Annotated in this window: 10 protein-coding genes and 1 other RNA gene; 2 read left to right on the forward strand and 9 right to left on the reverse strand. The window is 60.0% G+C overall.

The window, feature by feature from the left end:
* Positions 1–85: 85 nt before the first annotated feature.
* Both AC1DQM_RS13920 and dnaX read right to left on the reverse strand, forming a co-directional pair.
* The gene (locus AC1DQM_RS13920) at positions 86–424 is read right to left on the reverse strand and encodes a YbaB/EbfC family nucleoid-associated protein (RefSeq protein ID WP_018925290.1); all 339 of its coding nucleotides are present in this window, start codon (positions 422–424) and stop codon (positions 86–88) included.
* 67 nt (positions 425–491) lie between these two features.
* A complete protein-coding gene (dnaX, locus tag AC1DQM_RS13925) occupies positions 492–2,585 on the reverse strand; it encodes a DNA polymerase III subunit gamma/tau (RefSeq protein WP_477746362.1) in 2,094 nt (697 codons plus the stop codon).
* A gap of 145 nt (positions 2,586–2,730) precedes the next feature.
* Between dnaX and AC1DQM_RS13930 the strand changes: the two genes are divergently transcribed.
* Entirely contained in the window at positions 2,731–3,474 is a 744-nt protein-coding gene (locus AC1DQM_RS13930; protein WP_111454680.1) for a substrate-binding periplasmic protein, read from the forward strand.
* A gap of 30 nt (positions 3,475–3,504) precedes the next feature.
* Here the strand turns inward: AC1DQM_RS13930 and AC1DQM_RS13935 are convergent, their stop codons facing one another.
* Positions 3,505–5,205: a putative bifunctional diguanylate cyclase/phosphodiesterase gene (locus tag AC1DQM_RS13935; protein ID WP_477746363.1), complete on the reverse strand. Its 1,701-nt coding sequence runs from the start codon at positions 5,203–5,205 to the stop codon at positions 3,505–3,507.
* 408 nt (positions 5,206–5,613) lie between these two features.
* On the opposite strand from AC1DQM_RS13935, the gene AC1DQM_RS13940 reads away from it, so the two are divergent.
* Entirely contained in the window at positions 5,614–5,928 is a 315-nt protein-coding gene (locus tag AC1DQM_RS13940) for a helix-turn-helix domain-containing protein (protein ID WP_018925286.1), read from the forward strand.
* 184 nt (positions 5,929–6,112) lie between these two features.
* Here the strand turns inward: AC1DQM_RS13940 and ffs are convergent.
* The 6 genes from ffs to AC1DQM_RS13970 all read right to left on the reverse strand — a co-directional run bounded on the left by ffs (position 6,113) and on the right by AC1DQM_RS13970 (position 15,457).
* Positions 6,113–6,209: signal recognition particle sRNA small type (gene ffs, locus AC1DQM_RS13945), an RNA gene on the reverse strand.
* A 155-nt stretch (positions 6,210–6,364) separates the two neighbouring features.
* Positions 6,365–7,528, reverse strand: coding sequence for a zinc-binding metallopeptidase family protein (locus AC1DQM_RS13950; RefSeq protein ID WP_477746364.1), 1,164 nt, complete (start codon positions 7,526–7,528; stop codon positions 6,365–6,367).
* Positions 7,529–7,682: 154 nt separating this feature from the next.
* On the reverse strand, positions 7,683–10,040 hold the full coding sequence (gene ligA / locus AC1DQM_RS13955) for an NAD-dependent DNA ligase LigA (RefSeq protein ID WP_477746365.1): 2,358 nt from the start codon (positions 10,038–10,040) through the stop codon (positions 7,683–7,685).
* Positions 10,041–10,196: 156 nt separating this feature from the next.
* Positions 10,197–11,048, reverse strand: coding sequence for a cell division protein ZipA (gene zipA / locus AC1DQM_RS13960; protein ID WP_018925283.1), 852 nt, complete (start codon positions 11,046–11,048; stop codon positions 10,197–10,199).
* Positions 11,049–11,306: 258 nt separating this feature from the next.
* The gene (smc, locus tag AC1DQM_RS13965; RefSeq protein WP_477746366.1) at positions 11,307–14,795 is read right to left on the reverse strand and encodes a chromosome segregation protein SMC; all 3,489 of its coding nucleotides are present in this window, start codon (positions 14,793–14,795) and stop codon (positions 11,307–11,309) included.
* Positions 14,796–14,797: 2 nt separating this feature from the next.
* Positions 14,798–15,457 (reverse strand): GntR family transcriptional regulator, encoded by a 660-nt coding sequence (locus AC1DQM_RS13970; protein WP_477746367.1) that lies wholly within the window; start codon positions 15,455–15,457, stop codon positions 14,798–14,800.
* Positions 15,458–15,529: the final 72 nt, after the last annotated feature.

The raw sequence follows: 15,529 nt of genomic DNA on the forward strand, positions 1-15,529 counted from the left end.
GCCACAGGGTAAACCGCAGGCAGAAACAAAAATGCCAGGCGCGATGCCTGGCATTTTTTTAACCCATCCGACGCGCGTTGGCGAATCAGAATGGCAATTTCATACCCGGTGGCAGTTGCATGCCAGCGGTCATGCTGCCCATTTTTTCCTGGCTGTTGGCTTCGATCTTGCGCACGGCGTCGTTGACGGCGGCGGCGAATACAGCCTCCAGCATCTCTTTGTCGTCTTCGCTCAGGCCTTCGACCAGGCTTGGGTCGATGGTCACGCGCTTGACGTCGTGACGACCGGTCATTACCACGGTGACCATATCGCCACCGGCCTTACCGGTGACTTCGGCGTTGGCCAGCTCTTCCTGCATCTTGGCCATTTTTTCCTGCATCTGCTGCGCCTGCTTCATCAGGCCGGCCATGCCACCTTTCATCATGGGAATCACCTCAAAAGTACTTGGATAAAAACAGCGCCCGGCGAGTGCGGCCAAGCGCCTTCAGTTATTAGCCCTGACTGACCAGGGCTTCGACAGGTTCAATAGTATCGTGACGGACCACCGCCCCGAACTGCTGCATCATTTGCTGGATGAACGGATCGCCATGGATCGACTCCTCGGCCTCGCGCTGACGGTCGGCACGACGCCGGGACGCTGCCTGGGCCGGGGTTTCCTGCTCAGGCTTGATCAGCTCGATGCTCAGGGTCAGCGTGCGCCCGTGGTGCTGGTTCAGCGCATCGTTGAGGCGACGTTGTTGCGTCGCGTTGAACAGGGCGCTGTGAGCCGGGTCCAGATGCAACAGCCAATTGTCGCCATCGACGGCGATCAGCGTGCAGTTGGCGGCGATGCTGCCGGTCATGCCGGACACCGGCAATTTCGGGAACAACTCCAGCCATTGCAGGGCCAGGCCGGTGGCCGGCATCGCAGCCGGTTCAGGCTCGGGCTGCGCCGCAGGTTCGGCGGTGTGCTCACTGGCCAGATCGTCGAGGTAGCTGTAGGCCGAATCCATGTCCGGCTCGATGTAGTCCTCGTCCAGCGGCGGTTCGTCATCCAGGTCGATGCCTGGCGTGGCGGCATCGACTTCGGCCACGGACGGTTCCGGAATCGGCGCAGCGGCCCACTCAGGCGCATCCGGCACCACGCTGTCCGGCGTCGGCATGGGCATCGGTGGTAATTCGGGTTGTTCGCCGGCCGTCTCCAGCATTGGCTCGACGGCGGGCTGCTGGACAACCTCGGGCTCTACCGGATCGTTCCAGGGCAGATCGACGACTTCTTCGACCGCTACAGGCTCGACCACGGGCTCGGGCTCAGGCACCGCCACCAGCGCAACAGGTTCAGGCGCAACGGCCGGGACAGGTACTGGTGCTGGTGCAACCACGGGCGCCACTGGAACCGGTACCACGGCCGCAGCGACTACCGGCGCAACAATCGGCGCGGCAGCCACTGAGTTTGCGGAATCAACTGTGGCCTGGCTGATCCCCACTGGCTTTAGCGGTTGCCTCGGAGCGTCCTCGGTGTCTGCTGGCCTGAATGCGAGCATTCGCAGCAGGACCATTTCGAAACCGCCGCGCGGATCCGGTGCCAGCGGCAAATCCCGGCGACCAATCAGGCCCATCTGGTAATAGAACTGCACATCTTCGGCCGGCAGTGCCTGGGCCAGTGCCAATACTCGATCACGGTCGCCATGACCGTTGTCGACACCTTCAGGCAGGGCCTGGGCGATGGCAACACGGTGCAACACGTTGAGAATTTCCGAGAGCACGCCGTTCCAGTCCGGGCCTTGCTCGGCCAGATGGCGCACGGCTTCGAGCAACGCCTTGGCGTCGCCTTCGATCAACGCATGCAGGACGTCGTAGACCTGGCCGTGATCGAGGGTGCCGAGCATCGCCCGCACGTCGGCGGCCAGAACCTTGCCTTCACCGAAGGCGATGGCCTGGTCGGTCAGGCTCATGGCATCGCGCATCGAACCGTCGGCGGCGCGACCCAGCAACCACAGCGCATCGTCTTCGAACGGCACGTTCTCGACGCTCAGCACATGGCTCAGATGCTCGACCACCCGCTCAGGGGTCATGTTCTTCAGGGAGAACTGCAGGCACCGCGAGAGAATCGTTGCAGGAAGTTTCTGCGGATCGGTGGTAGCCAGGATGAACTTGACGTAGGGCGGCGGCTCTTCGAGGGTTTTCAACAGCGCATTGAAGGAATGGCTGGAAAGCATGTGCACTTCGTCGATCAGGTAGACCTTGAAGCGCCCACGGCTCGGCGCGTACTGCACGTTGTCGAGCAGTTCTCGGGTGTCTTCGACCTTGGTCCGGCTCGCGGCGTCGATCTCGATCAGGTCGACGAAGCGGCCTTCATCGATTTCGCGGCACACCGAGCACTCGCCACAAGGCGTCGAAGTGATACCTGTTTCACAATTCAGGCATTTGGCGATGATCCGCGCGATGGTGGTCTTGCCGACCCCGCGGGTACCGGTAAACAGGTAGGCGTGGTGCAGCCGCTGGCTGTCCAAGGCATTGATCAGAGCCTTGAGCACATGGGTCTGGCCGACCATTTCGCGGAACGAGCGCGGACGCCATTTACGTGCAAGAACCTGATAACTCATCGAAAACCGTCGCAGCGAAGGAAGCAGAAGCGGCTAATGCTAGCGGAGCAAGGCCAAAATTGCATCCGGTGCGCTCGTCTATTCTGGCTAAGCTGCACTTTGAGGAGCTTTTATCAGCTCAGGCTTGAGCCGTACCGGAGCATTTATGCACTTTGCCTTGGGGGCACTGCTATTCGTCAGCCTGAGCGTCGCGGCCGCCGAAGCGCCGTTGCGCTTTGTCGTGCCGGACAGCTGGGCCATGCCCTTGGTGCAAATCGAGCGCGACCGGCCGACCCAGGGCATTCTGCACGACATCATGCTTAGCCTGGCGACTCAGGTCGGCGCGCCGGCGCAATTTCACGTGTTGCCTCGGCCGCGAGTACAGAACGCCATGGAACACGGCGAAGCCGATGTGCGCTGTTTCGTCTCACAAGACTGGTTGTCGACCCCGTCCGGCGACTATATCTGGAGCGTTCCGCTGCTGGTTCAGCGCGACATGCTGATTGGCCGGCAAGGCCCACCCGACTCTGTCAATCCAGCGGACCTGCCACGACAGTCGATCGGCACCGTGCTCGGCTATAGCTACCCGACCCTGCAACCGCTGTTCGACGCCGACCGGCTGCACCGCGAGGACGCACGCAATCAGGAACAGGTGCTGGAAAAGCTGCTGGCTGGACGCTATCGCTACGCGGTGAGCAACCAATGGACCCTGGACTGGTTCAACCAGCGCCTGCTGCCCGACCAGCAACTGAAAAGCGTAGCGCTGGTGCAGGAACAGCCTATCAGTTGTTACGTGCGCAATGACCCCAAAGTGCCGGTACAACGCATTTTGCGTACGTTGCAGCAAATGAAAACGTCGGGGGAGATCAATGACATCATCCGGCTCTATACCGGCAACCAGACCCCGTAGCAGCTGCCGAAGGCTGCCATATAGAGCGAGTCAGGCTATTTGATCGAGTGCCTGCCATTGCGACGGGGCGACAAACCCCGCCACCCAGGCCGGCACCTCGGAGGGCGGCATCGGACGGGCGATGAAATAGCCTTGAGCGACTTCGCACCCCAGCCGCAACAACAACTCACCGTGCTCAAGGCTTTCCAGCCCCTCGGCAATCACCTGCCGACCGAATGCCCGGGCCAGGCCAATCACCGCCGTGGTCAGGGCCAGGTCATCCCGGTCATTCAGAATGTCACGTACAAATGACTTGTCGATCTTGATAGTCTGGGTGCGTAAACGCTTGAGATAACTCAGGGACGAATAACCGGTGCCGAAATCCCCCAGGGAAAACTGCACCCCCAACGCCTGACAGGCCTGCAAACAGGCGCTGACATGCTGGATATTCTCGATCGCCACCGACTCGACGATTTCCAGGTCGAGCATCCGCGGGGCAACCTGAGCATGCCGAGCGAGTACCTGTCTGAGCCGGTCGACGAAATCCGCGCGCTGAAAATGTCGCGCCGCGATGTTGATACTGATCGGCCAGCCCTGCCCCGCTTGCTGCCAGCGGTGCAACTGCGCCAGCACCTGGTCCATCACCCATTCGCCGATATCGATGATCAGGTCGGTATCCTCTACCAGCGGCAAAAACTCCCGGGGCGGCACCATGCCGTTTTGCGGGTGCTGCCACCGCAACAAGGCCTCGAAACCGACGACCTCGCCACGACGCATGTTCACCTTGGGCTGAAAGTGCAGGCGAAATTCACCGGAGACCAGCGCCTGACGCACCCGCTCGACGGTCTGGTGCGTGGCTTTGACCTCTTGATCCCGGGACACATCGAACAGATGGAAGCGGTTTCGCCCGCGCTGCTTGGCCACATACATCGCCTGGTCGGCGTGGCGCAGCAGGGTTTCGGCATCTTCGTTGTCATGGGGAAACAGGGTGACGCCGATACTGGCAAACACATTGATGTCCTTACCGTGCAGTGTGTAAGGCGCCGAGATCGCCCCCAGCACGCGACTCAACGCCGCGCGCAATTCCGGCAGATCACGCACGTAACGCAACACCAGCACGAACTCGTCACCGGCCAATCGCGCCACCACATCTTCGCCGCGCACAATGTCACGCAGACGCTTGGCCACTTCCACCAGCAACATATCGCCACTGGCGTGACCGTAGCCGTCGTTGACCGCTTTGAACCCGTCGAGGTCAAGCATGCACACTGCCAGCGGAATGTTTTCCTGCCGGGAAAACTCCAGCGCCTGATCCAGCAGATCCGACAGGAACGCGCGATTGGGCAGCCCGGTCAGCACGTCATGCCCGACCCGCCATTGCAGGGATTGCAGCAATTGGCGTTTTTCGCTGATGTCGAAACGAATCGACAGGTATCGGTCAACGAGCCCGGTGGTGTCGTCGAGCACCGGCACCATTGTGCTGTCGACCCAATACAACCTGCCATCCTTGGCGCGATTACAGATTTCGCCCTTCCAGACATTGCCCAGAGCAATGGTGCGCCACATGGCAGCGAAGAAATCGGCGGAATGCAGGCCGGAGTTCAGCAGGCGATGGTTTTGCCCCAGCAATTCCTCGCGGCTGTAGCCGGACACGACGCAGAATTGATCGTTGACGTAAGTAATCCGGCCGTTGAGATCAGTCTCGGAAAAAATTGCGGCGGCATCCACGGCCCTGCGGTATTTCTCATCCATGAGTGAGGCTCACTGTCGCTAGCGGAGGTACCGCTCGACCAGTGCAGGATGCCCGGAAGAGATGTTTTGAGACGTACAGCGCAGAGACACGTTATCACTCCATGAACAGCATTTGATGGCCCCTGGACCGCCGAAGATCAACTAGTCTCGGGCAAGGTAGCAACACCGACTCTGGTAACATTTCGCGAGGGTTTCAGACCGCCAACGGCTTCTCTGCACACCCGGCAAGGGAAGACAATGCTGGCTGTTTCATATCGCCTAAACTTCAGACAGCAGATCATCAAAACCCCCTCCGAAGCGGCGATTCTACGAAATGCATCACATTTTGCAAAGCAAGGTGATGGATCATGCAGTTGCCTAATGCAAAAATCTATCGTTAAGTTCTTGATTCTAAATGGGAATTGAGCGATGCAAATTTCAAGTTTGGGTCCAGCCATCCGACGCTACCGCAAGGTCGCAGGGCTTACTCAGGCTGAACTCGGCGAAAAAACCGGTTTTGACCCCAAAACCATCAGCCGCTTCGAAACTGGCACCTATACCCCCAGCGTGGAAGCATTGTTCCTGCTTGCCGACGTGCTGGGTGTGAAGCTGAAAGCCTTTTTCGCAGATCTAGGCGACGAGGATGAACAGCGAGCGTACCTGTTCAACGTCATACACAAAGCCACCCCGAAGGATCTGGGAAAGCTGATCGCAGCGGTTGACCAGGCCTTGTCCAAGCCTTGATGCTAACAAATAAAAAAGGAGGCCGACCTGTCGAACGCGACAGATCGGCCTCCTTTTATATATCCCGCTGCTTCATTCGGAAACGACGAAAAGCCGCCCTGGATGAGCTCCATGGCAGGTAAAGAAAAACAGTATTTTTAGATAGAAAACACGAGAGAGGGTTCGTGTTGCGTTATGGAGGCAACCCCACCAGCCACACCCCGGCACACAATGTTCCCGCTGTGGCTGCTTCCTTCCGGATCTGACCAGGTTCACGGGTAATCGTTGCGGGGGGACCGATGGGGTCACCATAACGACGCTCACCTGACGGCGAGCCGCGCCATTGTACCTATCTGAGACGAAGTTACAACCGTTCGGGCGGATTAAAAAACATGAGCTGCTTCAAGGACATGCGCCGGCCTTCAAAAGATCGCGACCAGGCCGCGGTCTTTTGATCCTATTGCACCAACACTTCATCCGCCCGGCCGCCCTCTTGCTGGATCACCAGGTGAATGAAGTGCAGCCTGGCGATCACCGCCGGCGGCAAGACGAACGGATAGAAGTCCGGCTGCCCCATGCTGCGTGACAGCTCGTTGAGCATGCCGGCCAGTTCGATCCACGCGTCGACGAACGACAGGAACGCCGGACCGCCGGGGTGCTGCGGATCAAACAGCGTGCTAGGCGGAAACGGCTGATAGTCGAACTCCATTTCCTGGGCACTCATGCCAAAACACAGAGCGGTGTCCACCGCATCCATCATGTGCAGGTAGTGAGCCCAGGTTTCCGCCCAATCTTCCCAAGGGTGCATGGTGGCGTAGGCGCTGACGTAATGTTGCTGCCAGTCGAGCGGCGCACCTTGTTGATAATGCTGCTCAAGAGCCTCGGCGTAGCTGGCACGCTCGTCGCCGAACAGGCCGCGGAACGGTTCCAGCCAGGCACTGTTGGCGATCAGTCGGTCCCAGTAGTAATGCCCTGTCTCGTGCCGAAAGTGACCGAGCAGCGTGCGATAGGGTTCGTGCATCTGCACGCGAACCTGCTCGCGGTGGGCGTCGTCGGCTTCTTTGATATCGAGGGTGATCAGGCCGTTGGCGTGCCCGGTGGTCGGCGGCTTGCCTTCGAGGTCGATACCGATGAAATCGAAGGCCAGACCAGCCCCTTCGTCCACCGTTTTGGGAATGACCTGCAAGCCCAGGCTGAGCAACTGCGCCACCAGACGACGCTTGGCGGTTTCCACTTTGCGCCAGCGTTCGTGATTCTCGGGAATCGACAGGTCGGGGATGGTGCGATTCAGGCTACAGGCGATGCACAACCCATCGTGATGATTGGCCGGCAATAACCAGTTGCACGCAGCCGGGGAATCGAGATTGGCGCAACGGCGGAAAATACCGGCGTCAGGGTCGGCATCGAGCAACCAGGTATCCGCTTGCGGGCCGGGTTGCAGCGATGACAAGCGACTTTGCTGCGGCTGATAGCCCAGTGCCGCCGAACAGGCCAGGCACTGGCTGTTGCAAAAGAACAGCGACTGCCCGCAGCGACAATGCCAGACCTTGCTGTTGCGCGAACGCTCACCCATGAAGGGCGCGGCGATGCGTGAACTGAGCTGTTCGAAGAAGCGGTACATGGCGATCTCTCTTTGGGGACTGCCAAGACTAGATCATTGCTCAGACATGATCGTTCCCACGCTCTGCGTGGGAATGCCGCCCCGGACGCTCCGCGTCCGCTGTGACGCAGAGCGTCACGGGATGCGTTACCACGCAGAGCGTGGGAACGATCAGTTAAACCGAAATATTGTGCTTGCCAAGAAACTCGACAAACGCCTCTTCATCCAGCACTTTCAACCCCAGCTCATTGGCCTTGGCCAGCTTCGAACCTGCGCCCGGCCCGGCGACCACGCAATGGGTCTTGGCCGACACCGAACCGGCCACCTTGGCCCCGAGGCTTTCAAGTTTGTCCTTGGCAACGTCGCGACTCATCAGTTCCAGCGAACCGGTCAGCACCCAGGTCTGCCCAGCCAGCGGCAATCCTTCGACGACTTTTTTCTCGCTCTGCCAATGCATGCCGAAATCGCTCAGCTGCTTTTCAGCGGACTCAGCGAGCTGACGATTTTCTGCGACCGCAAAAAACTCACGCACCGAGGTCGCCTGCTTCTCCGGCAACGCCTGGCGCATGTCCAGCCAGTCAGCATTCATCACCGCTTCAAGCGATCCGAATTTGTCGGCAAGCTTCTGCGCCCCACCCGGCCCGACCGAAGGAATGTTCAGCTTGTCGAGAAAACCGCCAAGCGTGGTGCTTGCAGCGAATTCAGCCCCCAACGCACCCTGATCCTGAATCTGCAGGCCGTGCTTCAACAGATTGGCAATCACCTGCTGGTTATGCGGGTCTTCAAAGAAGCTGTGAATTTCGTGAGCCACTTCCAGCCCGACATCCGGCAGGTACGTGAGTACTTGCGGCAATGCCTGCTGAACCCGCTCCAGCGAGCCGAGAGACCGTGCAAGCACCTTGGCCGTCTCTTCGCCGACATCAGGGATACCCAAGGCGTAGATGAACCGCGCCAGACCCGGCCGCTTGCTGTCTTCGATAGCGCCGAGCAGGTTCTTGCTCGACAGCTCGGCAAAGCCTTCGAGGTCGACGATTTGTTCGAAGGTCAATGCGTACAAATCGGCTGGCGAATTCACCAGACCTTCGTCCACCAGTTGCTCGACGCTCTTCTCGCCCAGCCCTTCGATGTCCATGGCCCGGCGTGAAACGAAGTGAATGATCGCCTGCTTGAGTTGCGCACCGCAGGCCAGACGGCCGACGCAGCGATACACCGCACCTTCGCTGACAGTCTCGCGACCCTTGCTGCGCTTGACCAGTTGCGTACGCTCGACATGCGAACCGCAGACCGGGCAATGCTCGGGAATCTGTACCGGTCGTGCATCCTCAGGACGACGCTCGATGACCACTTGCACCACTTGCGGAATCACGTCACCGGCGCGACGGATGATCACGGTGTCGCCGATCATCAGCCCCAACCGCGCGACCTCATCCATGTTGTGCAACGTCGCATTGGCCACGGTAACACCGGCGACCTTGACCGGTTTCAAGCGTGCCACCGGCGTCACGGCACCGGTGCGACCGACCTGAAACTCCACATCGAGCAACTCGGTGAGCTCTTCCATCGCCGGGAATTTATGCGCGATGGCCCAACGCGGTTCGCGGGCACGGAAACCCAACTCGCGCTGGGAGGCAATGCTGTTGACCTTGAACACCACGCCGTCGATTTCATAGGGCAGCGCATTGCGGCGTTCGCCGATGTCGCGGTAGTAATCCAGGCACTCATCGATGCCACGAGCCGATTTCAATTCATGACTGATCGGCATACCCCAGGCTTTGAGTTGCTGCAGATTGCCAATGTGCGTGTCGGCGATATCGGCGGAAACCTGGCCGATGCCGTAGCAGCAGAATTCCAGCGGACGGTTGGCGGTGATCTTTGAATCCAGCTGCCGCAAGCTACCTGCCGCCGCGTTCCGCGGGTTGGCGAAGGTCTTGCCGCCCATTTCCAGTTGCGTGGCGTTGAGCCGCTCGAAACCGGCCTTGGACATGAACACTTCGCCGCGCACTTCCAGGGTCGCCGGCCAGCCGCTGCCATGCAGCTTGAGCGGGATATTGCGCACGGTGCGCACGTTGACGCTGATGTCTTCGCCCGTGGTGCCATCGCCGCGAGTGGCGCCGCGCACCAGCATGCCGTCCTGATACAGCAGGCTGACCGCCAGGCCATCGAGCTTGGGTTCGCAGCTGTACTCCACCGCTGCGCCGCCACCGAACAGGTCGCCGACCGGCAAGTCCAGACCTTCCGTCACCCGGCGATCGAATTCACGCATGTCGGTTTCTTCGAAGGCGTTGCCAAGGCTGAGCATCGGCACTTCATGACGCACCTGAGTGAACGCCGACAGCGCCGCACTGCCGACGCGCTGGGTCGGCGAGTCGCTGGTGATCAGTTCGGGATGGGCCGCTTCGAGCGCCTTGAGTTCATGGAACAAGCGATCGTATTCGGCGTCCGGAATGCTCGGCTCATCCAGCACATGGTAGCGATAGTTGTGCTGATCGAGCTCGGCGCGCAGCTCTAGAATGCGGGTTTCGGCGGCAGTCATGGGTGTTCTCTCATAAAGCAAAAGAGCAGCCGAGGCTGCTCAATCTCATTTCATCAAGATCAAGGGATCGCAGCCTCGTTTCACTCGACAGCTCCTACAGAAAATCGCGAACCCTGTAGGAGCTGTCGAGTGAAACGAGGCTGCGATCCTTTGACCTCAGCGCTTCTGGGTCAATGCGCGGCGTTCGAACTCGACGATGCGCTGACGGTAGTGCTCAATCGTCTGGGCGGTCAGCACGCTGCGCTGGTCGTCCTTCAGTTCGCCGTTCAGCTCCTGGGACAGCTTGCGTGCCGCCGCCACCATCACGTCGAAGGCTTGCTTCGGATGACGCGGGCCTGGCAGACCGAGGAAGAAGCTCACCGCCGGGGTGCTGAAGTGGTCGATATCATCCAGATCGAAAACGCCCGGCTTGACCGCGTTGGCCATCGAGAACAGCACTTCGCCGTTACCGGCCATGCTTTCGTGGCGGTGGAAAATGTCCATCTCGCCGAAACGCAGACCGCTTTCCAGAATGTTCTGCAACAACGCCGGGCCCTTGAAGCCGGCCGGGTCGCGGCAGATCACACTGATCACCAGCACTTCTTCGGCTTGTGGCTGATCTTTTTCAGGTGAGCTGGCGGACTTGCGGTCATCCGGGAAATCGTTGTCACGGCTGCTGAAGCTCGGGCCACCGTCCAGGTCCAGGCTGAGGTTCATATCGCCTTGCGACGGCTCGCCATGGCCACGCTTGCCGCGCTTGGAACCCGATTCGCGCGGTTCACGGGCAGGCATGCTCACCGACGGCAGGTCGTGCTCGTCCAGTTGCGGTTCTTTCTGGGTGTCCAGCACGCGGGGCGGGCCCAACAGCTCGGCGCTGGTGTCCTCGTCCGGCAGGTTGGACAGACTTCGGTCAAGACGGAATTTCAGTTTTCCCTTGCCGCCGCGCATGCGACGCCAGCCATCGAAAAGAATACCGGCAATGACAATAATGCCGATGACGATCAGCCACTCGCGCAGACCGATTTCCATGTAATCCCGTGCCTCTATAAAAAATGCTGAAAAATAAGGGGTTTACATTGTGTAAACCGCTTTAAAACGTGGCGCCAACTCTATGTTCTGACAGGCGTTTTGCCCACGTATACGAAAAATTGACATTAAACTAGCACGACCAAAGATAACTTTACACCGTCTGTCACAATGGCTTGCGCGAATATGTCGATTGGCCAGCAAGTCAAGCCAGGTAAAAAAGCCCTACAGCTTAAAATTACCTGTCCTACATGCAATGACTCAGGCGTCCACCATGGCCATCGCCTCCTCCACATCCACTGCCACCAGACGCGAGCAACCCGGTTCATGCATCGTCACCCCCATCAATTGATCGGCCATTTCCATGGCGATCTTGTTGTGGGTGATATAGATGAACTGCACCGTCTGCGACATCTCTTTGACCAGCCGCGCGTAGCGTCCAACGTTAGCGTCATCCAATGGCGCGTCAACTTCATCGAGCATGCAGAACGGCGCCGGATTCAACTTGAAGATGGCAAATACCAGGGCCAATGCGGTCAGGGCTTTTTCGCCACCGGAGAGCAAATGGATGGTGCTGTTCTTCTTTCCTGGCGGCCGCGCCATGATCGTCACCCCTGTATCGAGTAGATCTTCGCCCGTCAGTTCCAAATAGGCGCTGCCTCCACCGAAAACTTTTGGGAAAAGGGCCTGTAAACCGCCATTGATCTGATCAAAGGTATCTTTGAAGCGGTTCCGGGTTTCCTTGTCGATCTTGCGAATCACGTTCTCGAGAGTGTCCAGTGCTTCCACCAGATCGTCGTTCTGGGCATCCAGATAACGTTTACGCTCGGATTGTTGCTGGTATTCGTCGATGGCCGCGAGGTTGATCGCGCCCAGGCGCTGAATCCGCGCGGCAATACGCTCGAGTTCTTCTTCGGCGTCTTTCTCGCTGACTCCGGCCACCAGGGTGGCGAGTACGCCATTGAGGTCGTAGCCATCTTCGAGCAATTGATCCTGCAAGGTCTTGCGCCGCACCGTCAACGCTTGCCATTCCATGCGTTGCTGTTCGAGCTGGCTGCGAATCAACTGGGATTGCTGCTCGGCCTGAGTCCGGCGCTTTTCAGCATCGCGCAGTTCACGGTCGGCGTCTTCCATGGCGATTTGCGCGGTCTTGAGCTCTTCGTCGACGGTCATGCGCTTGTCGAGCAACTCTTCGAGCTTCAGCCGCAACTCTTCCAGCGGTGCCTCGCCCTCTTCCAGATTGAGGCTCAGCTGTTCGCGCTTCTCGGTCAGGCGCTCCGCCTGCATTTCCAGCCGCTCAAGAGCCTGACGGGTGGAATCGTGTTGCGCCTTCAACGACCCCAGGCGCACCGCCAATTGATGCGCATGGTCCTTGTGCTGCCGGGCTTCCTGACGCACCCGGTCGAGGCGTTCGCGCAGGCTGTCGCGCTGGGCCAGCAGCAACTCGCGCTGCTCGGTGTCCAGCGCCATGCTGTCGAGGGCTTCCTGCAATTGCAGGCGCGCTTCGCCGATGTTTTCGTGTTCCAGGGCGCGCTGTTCGCTGAGCTCGGTGAGTTCTTCATCGAGACGGCTGCGGCGCAGGGTCAACTGTTCGACCTTGGCTTTACCAGCCGACAACTGGGCTTTCAATTCACCCTGCTGACGCGCTTCGTCTTGCAGCAGACGGCGCAAATGTTCGCGGCCGTTTTCCTGCTGACGCTGTTGCGCCCTTAGATTCTGAAGTTGGGTTTCCAGAGTTTCAACCGTGGCTTCGCGTTCTTCACGCTCCAGGCCCAGCCGTTGGATTTCCTGGCCACGGGCGAGCACGCCGCTTTCTGCCTCGCTAGCCCGACGTACGCGTAAAAAGTGCCTGCCAACCCAGTAGCCGTCGCGGCTAATCAGGCTTTGGCCGGCAGCCAATTGCCCGCGCAAGGCCAAGGCCTGTTCAAGGCTGTCGACCGGTTTGACCTGCCCCAGCCAAGGCGACAGATCGATCTGCGCCTCGACCTTGTCGAGCAAACTGCCGGGCATGCGCACGCCATCACTGGCCGGACTGAGCAGGCGCAAATCGCCTTGGGCAAACCCGGCCAGATCGAAATCACCGAAGTCGTCCACCAGCACTGCTTGCAGGTCGGCACCGAGTACGGTTTCCACCGCCAGCTCCCACCCGGCCTCAACCTTCAGGCCTTCGGCCAGACGCGGACGATCCGCCAGGTGCTGTTCGCGCAGCCATTCGGCGGTGCCGGTGCCCGGATCGAGCGCGGCTTGCTGCAAGGCTTCCAGCGACGCCAGCCGACCGTTGAGCCGCTGCAAATCACCTTGGGCTTGCTGCTGCGCCGACAACGCTTGCTGCAACTCCTGACGCAGTTGCTCAAGACGTTCGACTTGCGCCTCTTCACTGGCCTGCAAGTCTTCCAGCGTCGCCTCGGACGCGGCCAACTGCTCGCTGAGCTCCATGATCGCCGCGTCTTCCGGGTCTGCCGAAAGCAACGCGCGCTCTTCGGCCAGACGCTTCTGACGATCGGCCAATCGCTCCATGCTGGTTTCCAGCTGCTGGATCCGCGACTGCTGAACTTCAGCCTGGCGACGCGGCTCGGCGGCGGTGAGGTTGAAGGTGTCCCACTGCTCCTGCCAGCCATGCATGGTGGTTTCGGATTCTTCCAGTGCGGCGGCGGCCTCTTCGGCGGCGGCGCTGGTGACTTCCTGTTCCGGCGTGAGCATGTCCAGCTCTTCGCCCAAAGTCAGCAGTAAGGTGCGGTCATGGCCCAAGTGCGATTCGGTTTCCAGCCGCGCACGTTCGGCTTCTTTCAGGTCATCCTGCAATTGACGCAAGCGCTGCTGGCCGTGCTGGATGCTCTGCTCGACCCGGGCGATGTCGCCGCCGACCGAATAGAAGCGCCCCTGCACCAGATTGAAGCGCTCGGACAGGTCGTGATGCCCGTCACGCAGGCGTTCAATGGCCGCGTCGGCATTGCGCTGCTCGGCCACCAGAGCTTCGAAGGTGATTTCCTGGGTGCCGATGATCGCTTCGCGCTGGCCGACCTGCTCGTTCAGCGCCTGCCAGCGCAGGGCTGACAACTGGGCCTTGAGCTGACGCTCTTCGCCCTTGTATTCCTGATACTTCTTGGCGGCCTCGGCCTGGCGGTGCAAGCGTTCAAGCTGACGCTCGAGCTCTTCGCGCAGGTCGGTCAGGCGGGCCAGGTTTTCGTGGGTGCGGCGGATGCGGTTTTCGGTTTCGCGTCGACGCTCCTTGTACTTGGAGATGCCCGCCGCTTCTTCGATAAAGTTGCGCAGGTCTTCCGGCTTGGCTTCGATCAGCTTGGAGATCATCCCCTGCTCGATGATCGAATAGCTGCGCGGGCCGAGACCGGTGCCGAGGAAAATGTCAGTGATGTCACGACGACGGCATTTGGCGCCGTTGAGGAAATAACTGTTCTGGCTGTCGCGGGTCACTTTGCGGCGGATGGAAATTTCCGCGTAGGCGGCGTATTCGCCGATCAAGGTGCCATCGGAGTTATCGAACACCAGCTCGATGCTCGCCTGGCTCACCGGTTTACGGCTGGTGGAGCCGTTGAAGATGACGTCGGTCATCGACTCGCCGCGCAAGTTCTTGGCCGAGCTCTCGCCCATCACCCAACGCACGGCGTCGATGATGTTCGACTTGCCACAGCCATTGGGCCCGACCACTGCCGCCATGTTACTGGGGAAGTTCACCGTGGTCGGGTCGACGAAGGATTTGAACCCCGCCAGTTTAATGCACTTGAGCCGCACGCTTAAGCGACCGTCAAGGCAGAAACCACCAGATCGCAACTGCGCTGGGCATACGCCGTCAGCACCACGCGGATCTGCGCAAAGTCACGGGCCAGCACGGCGGCCAGCAGGCGTTCGAACAGTTCCAGGAACTCGCTCATCGAGGCCTTGCGCTGCTCCAACGCCAGGAAATACGCACGGCTCATGGCCGGCTGCAGATTCTCGACGGTTTCCTGCAAGTACGGGTTGTTGGCGAACGGATACGCGGCACGCATCACACTGAAGCTGTCGTCGACGAACGTGCGGATGTCCTGGCGTTCGTAGCTGGCGGTCAGGCGCTGCTGGATCTGCAGGAATGGCGCCATGTCGGCCTGGACTTGCCAACCGCTGGCCACGGCGTTGCCGAGCAATATGTACAACTCGCTCATCAGCGTGCACAGGCTCTGCACCTTATGCGGCGTCAGTTCAGTCACGTGGGCGCCACGTCGCGGTAAAATCGCGATCAAGTGGCGGCGCTCGAGGATCAGCAAGGCCTCACGGACTGAACCGCGGCTGACATTGAGGGCCAGCGTGACCTTCTGTTCCTGGATGCGCTCCCCCGGCTTCATTTCGCCGCGAATGATACGTTCGGCGAGGTGGTGAGCGATTTGCTCGGCGAGGCTGTCCGGCGCCTTGAACGTCATGGTTGTCCTTCAAACTCTTCGATCTGCACAAGCGGCGCAGTGTAGCGCAATTGAGGGGTCATGGCGGAGTGC

It is taken from the genome of Pseudomonas sp. 01L34 (genome assembly GCF_056400265.1).

Bases quoted from the DNA above. Each gene is read 5' to 3' on its own strand.
- zipA (WP_018925283.1), bottom strand. From the start codon at position 11,048: ATGGAAATCGGTCTGCGCGAGTGGCTGATCGTCATCGGCATTATTGTC.
- AC1DQM_RS13950 (WP_477746364.1), bottom strand. From the start codon at position 7,528: ATGTACCGCTTCTTCGAACAGCTCAGTTCACGCATCGCCGCGCCCTTC.
- ligA (WP_477746365.1), bottom strand. From the start codon at position 10,040: ATGACTGCCGCCGAAACCCGCATTCTAGAGCTGCGCGCCGAGCTCGAT.
- AC1DQM_RS13930 (WP_111454680.1), top strand. From the start codon at position 2,731: ATGCACTTTGCCTTGGGGGCACTGCTATTCGTCAGCCTGAGCGTCGCG.
- AC1DQM_RS13970 (WP_477746367.1), bottom strand. From the start codon at position 15,457: ATGACGTTCAAGGCGCCGGACAGCCTCGCCGAGCAAATCGCTCACCAC.
- AC1DQM_RS13920 (WP_018925290.1), bottom strand. From the start codon at position 424: ATGATGAAAGGTGGCATGGCCGGCCTGATGAAGCAGGCGCAGCAGATG.
- AC1DQM_RS13935 (WP_477746363.1), bottom strand. From the start codon at position 5,205: ATGGATGAGAAATACCGCAGGGCCGTGGATGCCGCCGCAATTTTTTCC.
- dnaX (WP_477746362.1), bottom strand. From the start codon at position 2,585: ATGAGTTATCAGGTTCTTGCACGTAAATGGCGTCCGCGCTCGTTCCGC.
- AC1DQM_RS13940 (WP_018925286.1), top strand. From the start codon at position 5,614: ATGCAAATTTCAAGTTTGGGTCCAGCCATCCGACGCTACCGCAAGGTC.